General features: G+C 58.0%; 13 protein-coding genes. 9 read left to right on the top strand and 4 right to left on the bottom strand.

What is annotated here, in order from left to right; translation table 11 throughout:
- Positions 1 to 3: 3 nt before the first annotated feature.
- The 5 genes from hemH to K5845_RS11210 all read left to right on the top strand — a co-directional run bounded on the left by hemH (position 4) and on the right by K5845_RS11210 (position 3436).
- Positions 4 to 1065 (top strand): ferrochelatase, encoded by a 1062-nt coding sequence (hemH, locus tag K5845_RS11230; RefSeq protein ID WP_287959004.1) that lies wholly within the window; start codon positions 4 to 6, stop codon positions 1063 to 1065.
- 189 nt (positions 1066 to 1254) lie between these two features.
- Positions 1255 to 2223, top strand: a complete 969-nt coding sequence (locus K5845_RS11225; RefSeq protein WP_046478273.1) for an SPFH domain-containing protein — start codon at positions 1255 to 1257, stop codon at positions 2221 to 2223.
- Positions 2224 to 2313: 90 nt separating this feature from the next.
- On the top strand, positions 2314 to 2799 hold the full coding sequence (locus K5845_RS11220) for an NfeD family protein (RefSeq protein WP_046478274.1): 486 nt from the start codon (positions 2314 to 2316) through the stop codon (positions 2797 to 2799).
- A gap of 146 nt (positions 2800 to 2945) precedes the next feature.
- Positions 2946 to 3089 (top strand): hypothetical protein, encoded by a 144-nt coding sequence (locus K5845_RS11215; protein ID WP_170832375.1) that lies wholly within the window; start codon positions 2946 to 2948, stop codon positions 3087 to 3089.
- 209 nt (positions 3090 to 3298) lie between these two features.
- Entirely contained in the window at positions 3299 to 3436 is a 138-nt protein-coding gene (locus K5845_RS11210) for a hypothetical protein (protein WP_160298701.1), read from the top strand.
- A 63-nt stretch (positions 3437 to 3499) separates the two neighbouring features.
- Here the strand turns inward: K5845_RS11210 and K5845_RS11205 are convergent, their stop codons facing one another.
- Complete coding sequence (locus tag K5845_RS11205; protein ID WP_082101096.1) at positions 3500 to 4552, bottom strand: KpsF/GutQ family sugar-phosphate isomerase; 1053 nt, start codon at positions 4550 to 4552, stop codon at positions 3500 to 3502.
- A 228-nt stretch (positions 4553 to 4780) separates the two neighbouring features.
- On the opposite strand from K5845_RS11205, the gene K5845_RS11200 reads away from it, so the two are divergent.
- The gene (locus K5845_RS11200) at positions 4781 to 6346 is read left to right on the top strand and encodes an outer membrane beta-barrel protein (protein WP_287959003.1); all 1566 of its coding nucleotides are present in this window, start codon (positions 4781 to 4783) and stop codon (positions 6344 to 6346) included.
- A gap of 19 nt (positions 6347 to 6365) precedes the next feature.
- Here the strand turns inward: K5845_RS11200 and galU are convergent, their stop codons facing one another.
- Positions 6366 to 7244, bottom strand: a complete 879-nt coding sequence (gene galU / locus K5845_RS11195) for a UTP--glucose-1-phosphate uridylyltransferase GalU (protein WP_046478275.1) — start codon at positions 7242 to 7244, stop codon at positions 6366 to 6368.
- A gap of 200 nt (positions 7245 to 7444) precedes the next feature.
- Here galU and galE point away from each other — a divergent pair, with 200 nt between their 5' ends.
- From galE to K5845_RS11180, 3 genes are all read left to right on the top strand, one after another.
- Positions 7445 to 8437, top strand: a complete 993-nt coding sequence (gene galE / locus K5845_RS11190; protein WP_046478276.1) for a UDP-glucose 4-epimerase GalE — start codon at positions 7445 to 7447, stop codon at positions 8435 to 8437.
- A 117-nt stretch (positions 8438 to 8554) separates the two neighbouring features.
- Positions 8555 to 9826 (top strand): lytic murein transglycosylase, encoded by a 1272-nt coding sequence (locus tag K5845_RS11185; protein WP_287959002.1) that lies wholly within the window; start codon positions 8555 to 8557, stop codon positions 9824 to 9826.
- Positions 9827 to 9972: 146 nt separating this feature from the next.
- On the top strand, positions 9973 to 11361 hold the full coding sequence (locus K5845_RS11180) for an SGNH/GDSL hydrolase family protein (protein ID WP_052743857.1): 1389 nt from the start codon (positions 9973 to 9975) through the stop codon (positions 11359 to 11361).
- Between the two features lie 48 nt (positions 11362 to 11409).
- Here the strand turns inward: K5845_RS11180 and K5845_RS11175 are convergent, their stop codons facing one another.
- Positions 11410 to 12849, bottom strand: coding sequence for a glutamate synthase subunit beta (locus K5845_RS11175; RefSeq protein WP_287959001.1), 1440 nt, complete (start codon positions 12847 to 12849; stop codon positions 11410 to 11412).
- 108 nt (positions 12850 to 12957) lie between these two features.
- Complete coding sequence (gene gltB / locus K5845_RS11170) at positions 12958 to 17685, bottom strand: glutamate synthase large subunit (protein WP_046478278.1); 4728 nt, start codon at positions 17683 to 17685, stop codon at positions 12958 to 12960.
- Between the last annotated feature and the right edge of the window lie 444 nt (positions 17686 to 18129).

Raw genomic sequence — 18129 nt, 5'->3', positions numbered from 1 at the left:
TTGATGAACGAGATGACCAAGGCCGTTGCGCCGAAGCCTAACCGCGCCACGTGGCCGGCCGGTCACCCCAAGACAAACTGCGGTCGCATTGGTGTTTTGCTTCTCAATCTCGGAACGCCAGACGGCACCGACTATTGGTCGATGCGCCGTTATCTGCATGAATTCCTATCCGACCCACGCGTTATCGAAGTGCCACGCTGGAAATGGTGGCCAATTCTTAATCTAATTATTTTGACGCGCCGGCCCTCCACCAAGGGCAAAGACTACGAGACTATTTGGAACAAAGAACGCGACGAAGGTCCGCTTAAGACGATCACTCGAAATCAGGCAACTGTCCTGGCCGAGCGTCTGTCCGGAGATCCCAGAATTATTGTCGATTGGGCGATGCGCTATGCAAACCCGTCGACCGAAAGCCGCCTAAAGTGGCTGCAGGAGCAAGGTTGCGAGCGCATTCTGCTTGTTCCTCTATACCCGCAGTATGCGGCGGCAACCACCGCGACGGCATGCGATCAAGCTTTTCGCGCCTTGATGAAAATGCGATGGCAGCCGTTTGTGCGGGTTGCGCCCAGTTATCACGACGACCCTGTATATATCGAGGCGCTCGCCACCAGCATGCAGCGCCATCTCGACGGCCTCGATTTCAAGCCCGAAAGGATCATCGCGACATTCCATGGTATGCCGCAGGAATATCTGGAGAAGGGTGATCCCTATCACTGCCAATGCCAGAAAACATCGCGGCTGTTGCGCGAGAAGATGAATTGGCCCGCCGAGACTTGGCTGACCACATTTCAATCCCGTTTCGGAAACGATCCCTGGCTGCAGCCCTATACGGACAAAACGGTTGAGGCGTTGGCAAAGGAAGGCGTGAAAAACATTCTGCTCATCGCCCCCGGATTTTCTGCTGATTGCCTCGAAACCCTGGAAGAACTCGAAGTCGAAAATCGTGACATCTTCCGCGAGAATGGTGGGCGACGCTTCTCTTACGTTCCTGCGCTCAACGACAGCGAAGAAGGCCTGAAGGTCATCGAAGCGGTCGTGCGTCGTGAATTGATGGGCTGGATCTAAACAAAAGCGCCTTAATTCATGAGCCGGCCGCTGGGACCGGGGGGCTACCCCCCAGAGAGAGGGAATTTTTATCAGGAATTTAATAGCTTATAGACGCTTTGTTAACCAAGACTTTGCACGCCGTGCCGTAAAAAAGCTCTGACTGCAGAGCTAAAGTCGCCTCACGACGCCTCGTTTTGGAGAAAAAGCATGTTGGACGGACTGGGCCTCCTTGGAGCCCTTTTGATCTTGGCGGCCATTGCGGCGCTTTGGTCGACTGTGAAGATCGTACCTCAGGGGTACAATTATACTGTCGAGAGTTTTGGACGTTACACCCGCACGCTACAGCCGGGACTGCATATTCTGGTTCCGGTTATGGAGCGTATCGGTACCCGTATGAATATGAAGGAACAGGTGCTCGATATTCCTTCGCAGGATGTCATCACCCGCGATAACGCTATGGTGCGCGTCAACGGCGTCACGTTCTATCAGGTCATCAACGCTGCTAACGCCGCATATGAAGTCGATATGCTCGAACATTCGATCATCAATCTGACGATGACGAACATTCGTACCGTTATGGGTTCGATGGACCTCGATGAACTCCTGTCCAACCGTGACCACATCAACGCGCAGCTACTCCACGTCGTGGACGCGGCGACTGAATCTTGGGGCATCAAAGTCACCCGCATCGAAATCAAGGATATCGATCCCCCGCGTGACCTCGTCGACTCGATGGCCCGCCAGATGAAAGCCGAACGCGAAAAGCGGGCCCAGATTTTGGAAGCTCAAGGCGCACGGGAAGCCGCCATCCTTGAAGCCGAAGGCGAGAAGCAAGCAGCGGTGCTAGAGGCGGAAGGACGCCGTGAGGCTGCATTCAAGGACGCCGAGGCACGCGAGCGCCAAGCCGAGGCCGAAGCCAAGGCCACGCAGATGGTGTCTGAAGCGATTGCCAATGGCAACGTCCAGGCCATCAACTACTTCGTCGCCAACAATTACGTGAAGGCGCTGGAGAAGTTGGCGGCCTCTCCGAACCAGAAAGTGATCATGATGCCGTTAGAAGCGTCATCGGTGATTGGCTCCATCGCCGGGCTCGCGGAGATTACAGGACAGGCCTTCAAGAAGGATCAGTCTCCTCCGTCCACGCCTGCGTCACGCGGCTCGGTGCCCCGCACCTGAGGCTAAGCAGGCTCGCGCACGGACGAAGGAGATTGTGCCTTCGTCCGTTTGATCTAGACTTGTGTTCGGGTGCAATGGGGGTAACCCAAGATGGCTGGATTAACAGATTTCTTCGGCAGCCTTGGTCCTTGGAATTGGGTGATACTCGGCGTTGCGTTGTTCGTCATGGAAACCCTTCTGCCAGGGGTCTATTTGATCTGGTTCGGGCTCGCCGCGATGATTATCGGCGCGGTCACGTTGGCATTTGCCAATTTTGTTCCAGAAGCCGCCGAGCTTTTTACATGGCAACTTCAACTCGTTGCGTTTGCATTGTTGTCAATGGCAGCCGTACTTTTCGTCCGGCGCTATTCGAGTCCCGATTTGGACCCTAGCGATGAGCCTGGCCTTAATACGCGCGCGCTTCGTTACGTAGGACGCACCTTCACTGTCGTCGAACCCATCGTTGATGGGCGCGGCAAGGTCCAGGTGGGAGATAGCTTGTGGCAAGCGGAAGGCCCAGATTTACCTGCCGGAACCAGAGTGAAGGTTGTCGGCGTCAATGCGACTGTTTTGATCGTACAGCGCACCGCCGAGTAGCCCTCGCAAATTAATTAGTCTCCGTAAAAATCACGGTGCGTCACACCCCGGTGAAACGCGCGTATTCGCTCTTGGCGGATCATCTCCACTGCCTAAATCCAGATAAGCGTCAGAATAAAAGGCGCTTTTAAAAAGTGGAGATGATGATGAAAGCCATTGCAAAGACACTGATCGTAGCAGCTGCCATAACGACGATGTCACTGGGCGTCATGGGGGCTGCTCAGGCGCATACCAAGCACGCACCCTTCGGAAGCCAGGGCATCGATAGTCCTGTTTTCCAGGGCAACTGATCCCGGACTTCGCATAGATCGATCGGAGACGGTACGGCGGTTCCATTGGGACCGCCGTATTCATTGAGAATGACGTTGGAGTTGGGCGGCATACGTCACACTCTCGTGAACCCACCAGAGAATGTTCCCTGAGAAACATGCGAATGGCGGAGCTCGGAGCATTGTCCCTTCAGTCACAACGGGTGACGTAAACACATGGAGACAATGAGATGAACATGATCGCAAAGACCTTCGGACTGGCTGCTCTTTCCCTCGTAGTTCTCGCTGGCGCATTCGGTGCAGCGCAAGCAGCTCCACTGTCGTACAGCGGTCAGGGATGCGATAACCCCATCTTCCAGGGCGACTGAGTTTAGAGACACAATAGAACGAATTACCGAACGGCGGTCCCCTGCGGGCCGCCGTTATTGCGCTCAGACAACGCCTGCGCGCAGCATGTCGTGGACATGCACGATCCCGACCGGCCGTCCCTTCTCGACGACGAACAATGCCGTAATGCGTTTTGAGTTCATAAGCTCAAGCGCGGCAGAGGCCAACATCCCTGGTTCGACGGTCTTGGGGTTTTTAGTCATCACATCGCGGGTAACCGCATCGACCAGACTTGCCCCCATGTGGCGCCGCAAATCACCATCGGTGACGATACCAACCATTTTACCCTTCCCGTTCACGATCCCAAGGCATCCGAACGCCTTGGCTGTCATCGTGACGAGAGCGGCGGCCATCGGCTCGTCACTGCGGGCCAGTGGAAGCTTTTCGCCGCTGTGCATCAGGTCGCCGACGTATTTCAACGACGCACCGAGCGAACCACCCGGGTGAAACACCTTAAAGTCATGGGCCGTAAAGCCCTTGGCCTCCAAGAGCGCAACCGCCAGACAATCACCCATCGCCAGTTGCATGGTCGTGGACGTGGTTGGAGCCAATCCGTGTGGGCAGGCTTCTTTAGCCCGCGGCAACTCCAGGCAGACATCGCTTTGCCCGCCGAGCGCCGAAGTTTTCCGTGATGTAATCGCGATCAACGGCACGGAAAAGCGCCGCGAATACGTAATGATATTCTTGAGTTCGACGGTCTCGCCAGACCATGAGATCGCGAGGATCACATCATCTGGCGTAATCATCCCAAGGTCACCGTGGGAGGCTTCGCTCGGATGCACGAAGAACGATGGCGTACCAGTCGAGGCAAACGTCGCGGCAACTTTCTGGCCGACATGCCCTGATTTGCCGATGCCGGAAACGATCACGCGGCCACGTGCGGCGGCGAGCAGCTTCACCGCTTGGCTAAACGGCTTTCCAAGTCCGTTCTGCAGCGCTTCATCAAGAGCGGCAAGCCCTTCGACTTCTAGCCGCACCGTGCGTGTAGCGGCTTCCACCGATGCCAAGGTCTTGGATTTCGACTTGGTCGGCTTTTTCGCAGGTGCGCGCCCGGCGCCGCCCTCGATAGCCCTCAGCTTGACCCGTTGTTGCGCCATCCTATCCGCCCCCGTGGCGGCTCCCTCTTTCGCAGCCGATGGTTGCCCGCGGCTGCAGCCCCTTTTAGGTCCCAATCCCTCTGGGTCATGTCTGTGTATCAGACACATTTTGATCCGCCAATGCGGGCGGTGATGTGACCAACGCTAAACGGATGGTTAACCACAACCTCCTAGCTTTGGCTCTGGCGTATTGCGTTTTTCGTTGCTTGATCCAGGAGCGTTGCTGCAGTGCGTCATTTTGCACAGGTCGTCCGACTCCGAGCCGGTCGTGCGCTAGTCGCCTGTGCGGCTGCGATGGTGCTTGTCGCCACGCCAGCGTTCGGCCAGGCGCCGAATGTCGATTCCCGAGATCAAACTGCGGGTGATCCCAGCGACACAATTATTCCAAGTGCGGGATTACGCGGCACAATTCCCTCCGGCAGGCCTATCGTACAAGATGGTGATCTTAACTACCCGCCCGAGCCCCAAGATGTTCAAGATGGCATCTTAACGGCGCCTGCGCCCGAGGAGGCTGGCGCTGTTGACGACCCAGCCCTTGTGGATCAGCGTGCGCCGGAAGCTATAGCGGCATTTGAAAACCCGCCGGCTGGCTACGATCCGCTATTGTTTCAGATTGAGGACATCGCCCCCTCAAACCCTATCCTCAACCGGCGGCCTCGCCGCTTGTTCGAGATCGAGCCTTACGATCCCATCGGTATCCGGCTGGGATCTTTCGTGCTGTTCCCGGAGGTAGAGCTCAGCGGCGCAAGATTTTCCAACGTATTCGCCTCGCCCAACGCAGAGTCGGACTGGGCTCTCGACATTCTGCCGACAGGGCGCCTGGTGTCCGATTGGTCCAACCACGCGTTGGAACTGCGAGCAGCTGGTGATTTCAGTTTTTACAACGAGTTCACGAGCGAGAACGACCGTGGCTATCTCTTAGAGGGACGTGGTCGCCTGGATGTCACACGTCGGACGAACCTGCAGGCCGTCCTGACCCGGCAACATGCAAAAGAGAGCCGGTCTGCCATCGACGCTTCGTCGGTCGGTCCCGCTTCTTACGTCACGCAGGACCTGGCGGCTTCGACACTCACCCACCGGTTCAACCGCCTGACCGTTCAATTGAACGGAACGCTCACCGATACTCAGTACGACACGCCCGGCATAAGCAATCCTGACGATCGTGACTTTACGGAGCGAGCCGCGGGCGCGCGTGTATCATGGGAGTTCAAACCGACGCTGTCCGTGTTTGCCGCGGTTGACGGCAATACGCGCAAGTTCGAACAAGTCGCGACGACCGACGGATTGAGCCGGGATTCCCATGGTAGCCGTTACCGCGGCGGTATTTCCTTCGGTGAGACGGGGCAGGTTCTGCGCGGCGAGGTCAGCGTCGGATACGGCAGCCAGGATTTTGACGCCGCAGATCTCGCAGATGTTGACGGTACGATCCTGGAAGCCAACCTCGCTTACCGTTTCAACGCACTAACGTCTTTCCTCTTCACGGCGGGAACCAATTTTTCGGAAACCACGACCGTTGGCTCCGGCGGCGTCCTGGAACACCGTGCGGGCGTAGAAATGCGTCATGCCTTCATGACAAGCCTCGTTGGTTCAGCGGGTATCGAGGGAACCCGCCGAAGCTACGCCGGTATAGATGTCGATGAGCGCCAATTGGCACTGAGGCTGGGGCTTGAATATTTCATGACCCGAGAAGCGATTGTCTTCTCGCGCTATGAGCACGTCGCGTTCCGCTCGGATTTCCCCGATAGCAACTACAATTCTGACGAATTCCGGATTGGCTTGCGGCTGAGGCGTTAGAGGTTGATCAGCCGTCAGATCATATGAACTTTTTGAGCTCTGCGCGGAACGTATCGGCGAGATCTTCACGCTCCAGGGCGTAGGCGACGTTGGCGAGCAGAAAGCCCATCTTCGAGCCGCAGTCGTAAATCGTCCCGTCGAAGCGCACGGCGTGGAAAGACTGTTCGTGTTGCAACTTTATCATCGCGTCCGTGAGCTGAATTTCGTTGCCGGCGCCGCGTTCCTGATCGGCGAGAATGCTGAAAATTTCCGGCTGCAGAATATAACGGCCGGTGATGTGCAGGTTGGAGGGCGCAGTCCCCGGCTTGGGCTTCTCGATCATTGCGGTGATTTCGCTCACGGGAGCCGATGCGTCTTTGACACCGACGATGCCGTAGTTTTGCGTCTGGTCCTCGGGGACTGGCGACACCGCGATATGGTTCCCGCCGCACGCGTTATAGGCTGTGATCATGTCCGCGAGGCATGGCGTATCGGCCAGATGAAGCATGTCCGGTAAGAGCAAAGCGAAGGGTTCGTCGCCGACGATGTTCCGTGCACACCATACGGCATGGCCAAGACCCAGAGGCGCTTGTTGGCGCGTAAAGCTCGTCTGTCCGGGCTTGGGCATTTCCGCGCGCAATTTCTCCAGTTCGCGCTCTTTACCGCGATCCTGTAGCGTCCATTCCAGCTCGAACTGGCTGTCGAAATGATCCTCGATAACTGCTTTATTGCGACCAGTTACGAAAACCAGATGCTCGATGCCCGCCGCGAGAGCTTCGTCCACCACGTGTTGGATAACGGGACGATCGACGACCGTCAGCATCTCCTTTGGAACCGCTTTCGTAGCCGGTAGGAATCGGGTTCCAAGTCCAGCGACAGGGAGTACGGCCTTTCGGATTGGGCGGTGTGGTGAAGCCATTCGCGGATTCCCGTAGTTCTGTTAATGAGTTGAAAAGGACAACCGAAGCGCTGATATCACGTTAATTCGGAATTTGCTGCGCCTTGATATCAAAGGCTAAAGGACGCCGGCGGTTACTAGGCGGGACATTGTGTCGATTTTTTTGCACTTCCTGATCGCCGGGAACATAGTCCTTAATTAGCAAGAGGATTGAGTCGAAAATGACGATTTTGGTAACAGGCGGGGCGGGTTACATCGGGAGTCACATGGTTCTTGAGCTGCGCGACGCGGGCGAAAGCGTCGTTGTACTCGACAACCTTTCAACCGGGTTCCGCTGGGCCGTTCCCGACGACGTACCTTTGATCGTCGGCGATGTCGGCGACATGGATCTCGTTTGCCGGATCGCCAAAGAGTGGAACGTAGAAGCGATCATCCACTTCGCTGGATCCATCATCGTTCCTGAATCCGTCAGCAATCCTCTGAAGTACTATCAGAATAATACTGGCAACTCGCGCAATCTCATCGAGGCCGCCGTACGTTCAGGGATCGACAAATTCATCTTCTCCTCGACAGCAGCCGTATACGGCATGCCGGAAGAAAACCCTGTAAGCGAGACCGCGACGCTGCGGCCGATGTCGCCCTACGGCACGTCCAAGATGATGACGGAATTTATGCTCGCTGATGTTGCGCGGGCTCACGATTTCAACTACGTGGCGCTGCGCTATTTCAACGTGGCTGGTGCGGACCCGGACGGCCGCACTGGCCAATCCACTCCGCAGGCGACGCATTTGATCAAGGTCGCCTGTGAAACGGCGTTAGGTATGCGTCCCTACATGCAAGTATTTGGAACGGACTATCCGACCCCAGATGGCACTTGCATCCGCGATTTTATCCATGTGAAGGATCTGGCGCGCGCTCACATGAAGGCGCTCGCGCATTTGCGGAGCGGCGGCGCGTCGGAAATCTTCAACTGCGGCTACTCGCGCGGCGCTTCGGTGCTCGAGGTGGTTGAGGCCGTAAAGCGTGCATCCGGAGCGAACTTCGACGTGCGAATGACCGCGCGGCGTCCCGGAGATCCCGCGGCGATCGTTGCGGCATCCGCCAAAATCCGCGAAGCACTCGGCTGGCAGCCCGAATATGATGACCTCGATGTGATTGTCGCCCAGGCCTTCGCCTGGGAACGCCATCTCGTTGGGCTCCGCGAGGCCTCGTAGTTGGGCTCAAAAGTCCTAAAATCGCCGCGAATCCTCGCAGACTGCCTAGCCAGTAGGAGTGCCCGAAAGCGTTTTTGAAACTGGGCCCGACAAATAAAGGCAGATGCGGTGCAACGCATGACAATCGGTAGGCCGGCAGACAAGCTTGGCGCGCGCCCCTTCGCGTTCCAAGCTTTGGTCGTATGCATGATGCTCGCCAGCTTCTGGAGCTGGTCAGCTCCGGCTCAAGCCCGTGAGGATTTCAAGACCTTCCTGGAGAACCTCTGGCCGGAAGCGCGCGATAAATACGGAGTTTCGCGACAGACCTTCGACAAGGTGGTCAAAAGCCTGAAGCCGGATCTGTCCCTGCCCGATTTGGAGATCCCAGGCCGCCAGAAAACGCAGGTGCGCCAGTCGGAGTTCACCAGCGAACCAAGCGACTACATCGATGCGGCCTATCTTGCCCGTCTCGCCAACACGGGACAGAGGCTAGCCTCTGAACACAAGGCCGCGCTTGACCGCATTGAGCAGGAATTCGGTGTCGATCGCTATTCGGTGCTGGCGATTTTCGGCCGCGAAACAGCATTCGGCGCGTACACACCAAAATATGATGCGATCACTGTGCTTGCCACCCAAGCCTGGACCGGCCGGCGCAAGGAAATGTTTCGCGACGAGTTCCTTTACGCTTTGAAATTGCTGGAAAAGGGCGTGCCCCGGAACAAAATGCGCGCTTCTTGGGCTGGCGCGATGGGGCTGACTCAGTTCATGCCCTCGGAATTCTTCGCGCATGTGCATGACATGGGCGGCGATGGTTATGCAGATCTCTTCGATTCCGTTCCCGACGCCTTAGCTTCCGCTGCACGCCAGCTAAAGAACAAGGGCTGGCAGCGTGGTCAGACGTGGGGCTATGAGGTCGCCATCCCAGAAACGTCAGATTGTTCCCTCGAAGGCCCTCCCGGCCTGCGTCCGCTGCGCGAGTGGGTGGCGTTGGGATACCGCCGCACGGGCGGCCGCGAATTTCCAGACGCCATGCTGAATGAAAATGCGTATCTCATGTCACCGGCGGGCGCTCATGGCCCGTCCTTCCTGGCGTTGGAAAATTTCCAGGTAATTCGTCGCTACAACACATCGGACCTCTACGCGACATTCGTCGGTAATTTGGCCGACCGCATTGCTGGAGGCGGCGATTTCCATACCCGGTGGGAAGCGATCGGACCGCAACGCACGGCATTGATCCGTGGTATACAGCAGGGATTGAAAGACCGCGGCTATGGCATCGAGATCGTCGATGGCTTTATCGGCTCCAATACGCGGCGTCAGGTTGGGCGATACCAGAAAGACAATGGCCTGCGCGTTGACTGCTGGCCGTCCGATGCTGTTTTGAACCACCTGCAAAAGACTTCCGGATGACGCGCAGAGTTGGCTAACATCCAGCTTTAACGCGAGACGACCACGCGGTATCTTACCCGCGATCCGCCGGTTCCGTGCCAACCCGTGCCGGGTCAGGGACACAGGTGGCGCATGCGCCGATTCGATGGAGCAACCCCGACGTGACAATGTCGAAGCGTTTGACTTGGGCACTGACGTTTTGCGTGACCATTGCGGTCATGACGCCGATGGCGGTGCGTGCGCAAATGGGCGCAGGGGCGAGCTACATCACGCCGTTTCCGGAAGGCGACACGTATCAGATCCGGGTTGTGGGAGACACGCTCGCAGAAGGGCTGTTGGGAGCCATGGTCGACTCCGACACCCTGGCGAGGGAAGCGCGCGTAAACGTCAACCGTAAATTGTGGACCCTGAGTCGAATAACGACCAATCGCTTCCCGTCCGAGTTGAAGGAGCTGGTCTCTGATCTTGAGCGAGACAAGGTGCACATCGCGGTCATCATGCTCGGCGTGAACGACCGCCGGTCCGTCCGCGCGCCAAATGGCAATAGCTATCGGTTCGGTTCGCAGGATTGGCGCACAGAGTACGGCCGCCGAGTTGATCAACTCATGAAAGAACTGAAAAACAAGAGTATCGCTGTCTATTGGATGGGTGCGCCGACCATGCGCTCCACGAGTGCCGATGCTGAAACCCAGATCATCAACGAAATCATTCGTGAGCGGGCCTACCTCAACAGCCTGAAATTTATCGACACGGTCGCAAATTTCTCAGACGGTGAAGAAGGCTATAGCGCTTATGGGCCCGACCTTAGCGGTAAGATCAGCTTGTTGCGTTGGCGCGATGGCATCCATTTTACCTACCGCGGTTATGAGAAGCTCGCGCACTTCTTGGAGCGCGAACTCAAGCGGGATCTGGCGCAGGCCAAAGCTGATCGGTCCATTCCACTTGCGGGCGCTGAGGAAGAGCAAAAGCGCGTGAGCGCCATGGTCAAACAGGACGAGCAGGCCAACCTGACAGGGTGGCGCGCTTCTATTGATCGGGCAAAGGCCAAAGCCGCCACGCAAAGCAGCGAAGGCTCATTTTTCCTGCGCGCCGGGGGCGGCGAACAGAAGGAAGACAACAGCCGCATCAACTTGAAGACCATCGGACCCAACGGTCGCGAAAACATCGTGCCGTTGGAGATCGTGCGTCCCGCTATTCCAGGCTCCGTGGTTGCCCTTGTCACCCGCAAGCAGAGCCCGGATCGTCCGACTCCTATGGGTGCGGTGCTCGTCGATCAGATCGCCGGAGGCCTCAACATCATGAGCTCCGTGACAGCTGCCAGCGATGCTTCGATCGACGGTCAAATGCGGAAGTTCTCGCCGGCGCAAGCCCCCTTCTTCCGTGTACTCGTTAAAGGAGAACGGCTCGAAGCGCGTGCGGGTCGCGCCGATGACTTTGCATGGCCGCGCCCTGAGCCGCCACCTTTGAAGCGCCCAAGCGATTCCAAACCGGACCAAGACGGAGAGAATGGCGGAACGCCGCTGCCGGACGTCAGCCCGTTCCGGCCCAGGGCTTAACCCAGGCCGGAATATCTCGGCATAAATCCTAAAATCAGGACGCTGCGTTTAGCGCGGCAGGACCGTTGAGCCCATCAGGAACTTGTCGATGGCGTGCGCGGCCTGGCGGCCTTCGCGGATCGCCCAGACGACCAGAGACTGACCGCGGCGAATATCCCCGGCAGCAAACAGAGCATTGTCGCCAGGAAGCTTGTAGTTCTGTTCGTCGGCATCGAGGCCTTTGAAGCGGCCGCGCGGCACGGCAGAAAGCTCAAGTTCGTTGACGAGACCGTCCTCGATGGGGCCGGAAAAGCCCATCGCGAGCAACACGAGATCCGCATCGAGTGAAGCTTCGCTGCCCGGGATCGGCTGCAGTTTTTCGTCCACTTGGACGTAGTTGAGTTTCTTCACGTTGCCGTCTTCGCCGGAAAATCCGGTCGTCGAAACGGAGTAAACGGTTTCCGCACCTTCCGCCTGACTGCTCGATATCCGCAACTTCATCGGCCAGTTGGGCCAGCTCATCGCCTTGTTCTCCTTCACAGGAGGCTTCGGCATAATTTCAAGCTGAGTGACGGACTTCGCACCTTGACGGATCGACGTGCCAATGCAGTCCGAGCCCGTGTCGCCACCGCCAATAACGATCACATGCTTATCCTTCGCCGAGATTTCGTTGATCGTCGGCGGGATAGTCTCGCCGGCAACGCGCCGGTTCTGCTGAGGCAGGAAATCCATGGCGAAGTGGATGCCGTCGAGGTTCCGGCCGGGCGCATCCGCGAAGAAATCAAACGGGCGCTCCGAGCCAATGGCGAGCAGGACGGCGTCGTGCGAACTATCCAGGCTCTTCGCCGTCACGTCGACGCCAACATTGACGTTGCAGTGAAAGGTGACACCTTCGGCTTCCATCTGGCGAACGCGTCGGGCGATCACGCTCTTTTCCATTTTGAAATCGGGAATGCCGTAAACGAGAAGTCCGCCGGGGCGAGCGTTCTTCTCATAGACATGCACATCATGACCCGCACGCGCCAGCTGCTGCGCGGCAGCCAGCCCAGCCGGACCGGAGCCGATAACAGCAATTTTCTTTCCGGTTTTCTTGTCGGCCGGCTTCGGTACGATCCAACCTTCCTCAAAGCCGCGATCGGCAATGGCGCACTCGATCGCTTTGATCGTGACCGGCGTGTCATCGATGTTAAGCGTGCAGGCTGCTTCGCAGGGTGCCGGGCAAACGCGTCCCGTCACTTCAGGGAAGTTATTGGTTGAGTGCAGGTTGACTGCCGCCCTCTGCCAATCGCTATGATAGACGAGGTCGTTCCAGTCAGGGATCTGGTTGTTGACCGGGCAGCCCGTCTGACAATACGGAATCCCGCAATCCATGCAGCGTGCGGCCTGAGTTTTGGTTTCGTCCTCAGCCATCGGCAGCACGAATTCATGCCAATGCTGTATGCGCTCTTCGACTGGCGCATATTTCCGCTCAGCGCGCGCAAATTCCAGAAAACCCGTAACCTTGCCCATTCTTCAGTCCGTTTCTCTGCCCTGTCGTGGCGTTCTATTTACTGCCTGCGTCGAACATTCGAGGAGCCGGCCGGGATCATTTCCAGCCGGCCCTAGCCGTGTAACGGCTTAATCCGCTTTGGCGCGTGTTACACCGATCTCAAGCACACCAAGTCCCGTCTTATCGGCTTGCTGAGCCTTGGCCATATCGGCCAGAGCGCGGCGATATTCGACGGGCATCACCTTGCGGAACTTAGGCAGATACTCGGACCACTTCGCGAGGATCTGCTGAGCCTTCTGCGAGTTCGTGTAGTGTGCGTGCCGCGTGATGAGCTGATGTAGCCGTTCGACGTCGTGGCTGGTCATGTCTTCCATGACCTCGACGAGGCCGTGGCTCTCAAGTTCACCCTTCTGATCTGTCAGGCGTGCCATCACGGCATCTTCTGCGGTGACGGGTTCCAGATCGACCATGGCCAAATTGCATTTCGCTTCGAAGTCGCCAGCCTCGTCAAGGACGTAGGCGATGCCGCCGGACATACCCGCCGCGAAGTTACGCCCCGTCGGACCAAGGACCACGACCACGCCACCCGTCATGTATTCGCAGCCATGATCGCCCGTGCCTTCAACAACCGCATAAGCGCCCGAGTTGCGCACGGCGAAGCGCTCGCCCGCAATGCCGCGGAAATAGCATTCACCTTCGATTGCGCCGTAAAGCACGGTGTTGCCGACGATGATCGACTCTTCCGGAATGATGCCTGAGAGCGCATCCGGACGTACGATCAGCTTGCCGCCCGACAACCCCTTGCCGACATAGTCGTTACCTTCGCCGATAAGATCTAACGTCACGCCACGGGCAACCCACGCGCCGAAGCTCTGTCCGGCGGTGCCCTTGAGTGTTAGCCAGATGGTGTCTTCCGGCAGGCCTGCATGACCATACGCTTTCGCGATGACGCCCGAGAGCATCGTGCCGACAGACCGGTCCGTGTTCTTGACCGCGATCTCCTTCGACACCCGTTCCTTGGAGTCGATAGCAGGGCGGCAGAACTCGATAAGCTTGTTGTCCAACAGCTTCTCAAGCCCGTGGTCCTGTCGCTCACAATTGTAGATCGCGACGGACTTCGGCACGTTCGGCTTGTGGAAGAGCTTGGTGAAGTCCAGGCCCTTGGCCTTCCAATGCGCAATCGCTCGTTCTTTATCGAGCAGGTCAGATTGCCCGACCAGTTCGTTGAACGTCCGCACACCCAACGCTGCCATATACTCGCGCACTTCCTCGGCGACGAAGAAGAAATAGTTGATGACGTGCTCTGGCGTGCCCGTGAACTTCGCGCGGAGCCGCTCATCCTGCGTGGCGATGCCGACCGGGCAGGTGTTGAGATGGCACTTGCGCATCATGATGCAGCCCGCCGCGATAAGCGGAGCCGTGGCGAAGCCGAATTCATCCGCACCCAGAAGTGCGCCGATGATAACGTCCCGGCCTGTCCGCAAGCCGCCATCAACCTGCACCGCGATACGCCCGCGCAACCGGTTGCCAACGAGAGTCTGATGCGTTTCCGCCAGGCCGATTTCCCATGGCGACCCCGCGTGCTTGATAGACGTCAATGGCGACGCGCCGGTGCCACCTTCGAAGCCCGAGATGGTGACGTGGTCGGCACGTGCCTTAGCCACACCAGCCGCCACCGTACCCACACCGACTTCCGAAACCAGCTTGACGGAGACGTCCGCTGCCGGGTTGGTGTTCTTCAGGTCGAAGATGAGCTGAGCCAAATCTTCGATCGAATAGATATCGTGGTGTGGTGGTGGAGAGATCAAGCCGACGCCTGGAGTCGCGTGCCGGACCTTGGCGATAGTCGCATCCACCTTGTGACCAGGCAGCTGACCGCCTTCACCGGGCTTAGCACCCTGCGCCATCTTGATCTGAATCATGTCCGAGTTGGCGAGATACTCGGTCGTCACGCCAAACCGGCCGGAAGCCACCTGCTTGATGGCTGAGCGCATGGAGTCGCCGTTCGGCATTGGCTTGAACCGATCCGGTTCCTCACCGCCTTCACCGGTGTTCGACCGTCCGCCAATTCTATTCATGGCGATCGCGAGCGTCGTATGAGCCTCGCGTGAGATGGAGCCAAAGCTCATCGCGCCTGTCGCAAACCGCTTTACGATTTCGGATGCAGGCTCAACTTCATCCAGCGGCACGGGCTTGCGTCCCGCTTCATCGGCAGACTTAATGCGGAATAGACCCCGCATAGTCAGAAGCTGCTCCGACTGCTCGTTCACGGCCTTCGCGAAGGAGCGATACTTATCGGGCAGGTTGCCGCGTACGGCGTGCTGCAGGTCGGCAACCGTACCAGGACGCCACATGTGTGCTTCGCCACGCGTGCGGTAGGCATATTCGCCGCCAACATCGAGCATGCTGGAAAGCACAGGAGAATCGCCGAATGCAGACGCGTGCCGTTCCACTGTCTCCCGCGCAATTTCCCTCAGGCCTACACCCTCGATCTGAGTATGCGTACCGGTGAAATAGCGATCCACGAACGAAGACTTGAGGCCCACGGCATCGAAAATCTGCGCGCCGCAGTACGACTGATAGGTGGAGATACCCATCTTCGCCATCACCTTGAGCATCGCCTTGCCGATGGCCTTGATGTAGCGGTTCTTGACTTCCTTCTCGGTCAGTTCCTCGTCGAGATCTGGCAGCATTGCTTCCAGCGTCTCAAACGCGAGATAGGGGTTGATGGCTTCTGCGCCATAGCCGGCGAGCGTGCAGAACTGGTGGACTTCGTGGGCTTCACCCGTTTCCACCACGAGCCCGACGCGGGTCCGCAGGCCTTGGCGGATCAGGTGGTGATGTACCGCCGAAGTCGCCAGCAGAGACGGCACCGGAATCCGGTCACGTCCGGCGCTGCGGTCAGACAGAATGATGATGTTGTACTCGCCGGAGCGAACGGCTTCCTCAGCTTCCGCACAGGCGGAATCGACAGCCGGACCCATACCCGCGGCACCGCGTTCGACCGGGTACGTAATATCGATTGTGATCGATGAGAAGTTGTTGTCCTTGACCTCGCCGATACCTCGAATGCGCTCAAGGTCCTCGTTGGTAAGGATCGGCTGGTAGACCTCCAGCCGCTTCTGGCGTGATGTCCCCTCGAGATCGAGAATGTTCGGGCGAGGTCCAATGAACGAGACGAGGCTCATCACCAGTTCCTCGCGGATCGAATCGATCGGCGGGTTAGTCACCTGTGCGAAGTTCTGCTTGAAGTAGGTGTGCAGCAGTTTCGACTTCGATGACAGAGCCGAAATAGGCGTATCGGTTCCCATCGAGCCAATAGCTTCTTGTCCCGTAGCCGCCATTGGCGACATGAGGAACTTGGCGCTTTCTTGCGTGTAGCCGAACGCTTGCTGCAGGTCGAGGAGGGCGACGTTGGTGCGGCGCGCAACGACCGGCCTCTGCGGCAGAGGGAGGTCCGACACCATGATCTGGGTGCGCTTGAGCCAGCCTTCATACGGATGGCTGCCGCAGATCTCGGCCTTGAGTTCGTCATCGGAGATGATGCGTCCTAGCTCAAGGTCGATCAGAAGCATTTTGCCGGGCTGCAAGCGCCACTTGCGTACAATGTTTTCCTCAGCCACGGGCAGCACGCCCGACTCCGAAGACATAATGACGATATCGTCCTTGGTGATGAGATAACGTGCGGGCCGCAGACCGTTGCGGTCGAGCGTCGCGCCAATCTGCCGGCCATCGGTAAAGGCGACGGCGGCGGGGCCGTCCCACGGCTCCATCAGCGCGGCGTGATACTCATAGAAAGCGCGCCGCTTCTGATCCATGAGGGGATTACCGGCCCAGGCTTCAGGAATCAACATCATTGCTGCGTGGGCGAGGCTGTAACCTCCCATCACCAAAAATTCGAGCGCATTGTCGAAGCAGGCCGTGTCGGATTGCCCTTCATAAGAGATGGGCCAGAGCTTCGTAATGTCGTCGCCAAAGTGCGTGCTGGAAACGGAAGCTTGCCGCGCCGCCATCCAGTTCACATTGCCCCGCAACGTGTTGATCTCGCCGTTATGCGCGACCATTCGATAAGGGTGTGCGAGCTTCCAGGACGGGAAGGTGTTCGTCGAAAAGCGTTGGTGAACCACCGCCATCGCACTGGTGAAGCGCGGGTCGGAAAGGTCGTTGTAGTAGGCCTTCACCTGATACGACAGGAACATGCCCTTGTAGACGAGCGTGCGCGTTGAAAGCGACACGGTGTAATGACCGATGTCACGGCCCTTGTACGCGTTCTCGATCGCGTTCGACACGCGCTTGCGCACCAGATAAAGCCGGCGCTCGAAATCGTCTTGATCGCCGCTGAACGAACCGCGCCCGACAAACACCTGACGGTGTACCGGTTCGGTCCCGACGACCATTTCGGACAGGCATGAATTGTCGACAGGAACAGAGCGCCAGCCAAGCAGGCTGAGCCCTTCTTCCTTTATGATGCGGGCCCAGACCCTCTCGCAATGCGCGCGCAGCCGCTCGTCGCGTGGCATGAAAACATGGCCAACGGAGTAGTTGCCGGGTTGCGGTAGCGAAAAGCCCTGGAGCTGGCATTCCTGCGCGAGAAAGGCATGCGGAATCTGTACGAGGATGCCACCGCCATCACCAGCCAGAGGATCGGCGCCTGTTGCGCCGCGATGCTCGAGGTTAGCGAGGATCTGTAGCGCATCCTGTACGATTTTATGCGAGCGGCGGCCTTTCATGTCGGCGATGAAACCAACGCCGCATGCATCGAACTCGCGTTTGGGATCAAACAAGCCCTCGGCGTCTGGAGGCGCGAGCTCAATTTGTCTCGTCGCGCTGCTCTTTGCCAGGGTGTGTTCGTTCATGGTTCGGCCTTGTCTCTCGTGGCGTTATTGAGAAGGCTTACGTCGGCTGCGGCAGCCGAAACGTAAGAGGCCACAGGCATGACAACACCGGCGGCCACCCGAGTACCGGCCTCAAAAAGGTCACGGCACACGTCGCCCGTATTTGACGATAGTCAGAGTGGAGGAGTAAGCCGGAAACGGCAAGCGTGTCGCCGCATTATAATGGTCTGAGGTCATCCAACATGACGACCGCGACCACCGCCCGGTTTCCCCTGGTTACTGCCCCTCGAACTTCCCTGGTCGTACGGCACAAACCATGCTCGGGTTCACCGCAACAGCCTTTGGAAAGCACGCAAAACAATCTCCACTCAGGTCGCACACTCTCTGCAAAAGAAGGACAGGAGTGCTGACCTAATGCACTTATGTTGCAGATTTCGGAAAATCGCACAAGAAAAAATCTAACTG

Source organism: Filomicrobium sp., assembly GCF_025698805.1.
GTDB classification, from domain to species: domain Bacteria; phylum Pseudomonadota; class Alphaproteobacteria; order Rhizobiales; family Hyphomicrobiaceae; genus Filomicrobium; species Filomicrobium insigne.
The sequence above is the reverse complement of the archived record's forward strand: the minus strand, read 5'-3'. Positions and strand labels throughout refer to the sequence as shown.

Excerpts from the sequence above, each read along its gene's own strand:
- hemH (WP_287959004.1), top strand. The coding sequence starts at position 4 with ATGAACGAGATGACCAAGGCCGTTGCGCCGAAGCCTAACCGCGCCACG.
- K5845_RS11225 (WP_046478273.1), top strand. The coding sequence starts at position 1,255 with ATGTTGGACGGACTGGGCCTCCTTGGAGCCCTTTTGATCTTGGCGGCC.
- K5845_RS11220 (WP_046478274.1), top strand. The coding sequence starts at position 2,314 with ATGGCTGGATTAACAGATTTCTTCGGCAGCCTTGGTCCTTGGAATTGG.
- K5845_RS11215 (WP_170832375.1), top strand. The coding sequence starts at position 2,946 with ATGAAAGCCATTGCAAAGACACTGATCGTAGCAGCTGCCATAACGACG.
- K5845_RS11210 (WP_160298701.1), top strand. The coding sequence starts at position 3,299 with ATGAACATGATCGCAAAGACCTTCGGACTGGCTGCTCTTTCCCTCGTA.
- K5845_RS11205 (WP_082101096.1), bottom strand. The coding sequence starts at position 4,552 with ATGGCGCAACAACGGGTCAAGCTGAGGGCTATCGAGGGCGGCGCCGGG.
- galU (WP_046478275.1), bottom strand. The coding sequence starts at position 7,244 with ATGGCTTCACCACACCGCCCAATCCGAAAGGCCGTACTCCCTGTCGCT.
- galE (WP_046478276.1), top strand. The coding sequence starts at position 7,445 with ATGACGATTTTGGTAACAGGCGGGGCGGGTTACATCGGGAGTCACATG.
- K5845_RS11185 (WP_287959002.1), top strand. The coding sequence starts at position 8,555 with ATGACAATCGGTAGGCCGGCAGACAAGCTTGGCGCGCGCCCCTTCGCG.
- K5845_RS11180 (WP_052743857.1), top strand. The coding sequence starts at position 9,973 with ATGTCGAAGCGTTTGACTTGGGCACTGACGTTTTGCGTGACCATTGCG.
- K5845_RS11175 (WP_287959001.1), bottom strand. The coding sequence starts at position 12,849 with ATGGGCAAGGTTACGGGTTTTCTGGAATTTGCGCGCGCTGAGCGGAAA.
- gltB (WP_046478278.1), bottom strand. The coding sequence starts at position 17,685 with ATGAACGAACACACCCTGGCAAAGAGCAGCGCGACGAGACAAATTGAG.